The organism is Pseudoalteromonas sp. SR41-8 (assembly GCF_014163915.1).
Taxonomy (GTDB): domain Bacteria; phylum Pseudomonadota; class Gammaproteobacteria; order Enterobacterales; family Alteromonadaceae; genus Pseudoalteromonas; species Pseudoalteromonas rhizosphaerae.
Map to the genome: position 1 here is coordinate 1 of NZ_JACJEE010000086.1, position 557 is coordinate 557.

At 42.5% G+C, this 557-nt stretch carries 1 protein-coding gene; it reads right to left on the reverse strand.

Going from position 1 to position 557, the window contains the following annotated elements; genetic code table 11:
• The coding region (locus tag H5162_RS21580; RefSeq protein ID WP_182779451.1) for a transposase at positions 1-557 on the reverse strand (557 nt) is incomplete at both ends.

Sequence of the window (557 nt, forward strand, 5' to 3'; positions counted from 1 at the left end):
ATCAACTCTTCGCTCAGGCTATCTTGTGATTGGTGACGTTCGATAATACGTTTACTCGCGCGTTCTAGTTTTGCTTTTTTACGCCCTAGCTCATCGAATGTGCCGCTCCATTCTTTACTCGCATTAGATTTCAATTTGCATCCATCAATGGCAAACATGTTGCGACCTATCAAGCCTTCTTCGTCGCATATCATCAGTACTTGTGTAAACAGCGGTTCAATCTGTTCGTGCATTTTGGCCACGAATCCCGCTACCGATGTGTAATGAGGTTGAATATCACCCGACACACTCATGAACAAAATATTCGTCTCACACGCCTTAGCAATACGGCGGCTGCTGATCAAACCATGTGCATAGCCGAGTAAAATAATTTTTAGCATCACTGAAGGAGGATACGCAGCTGCGCCCGTTTTATCATTGTTATACCACGCATCAAAGCCCGACAAATCGAGTTTATTTTCGACAATATAACAAAGCGCATACTCAAATGTACCTGGCAATATTTGCTCAGCAAAATTGATTGGAATGAATTTATTTTGGCAGGATAAGTCAGGCTT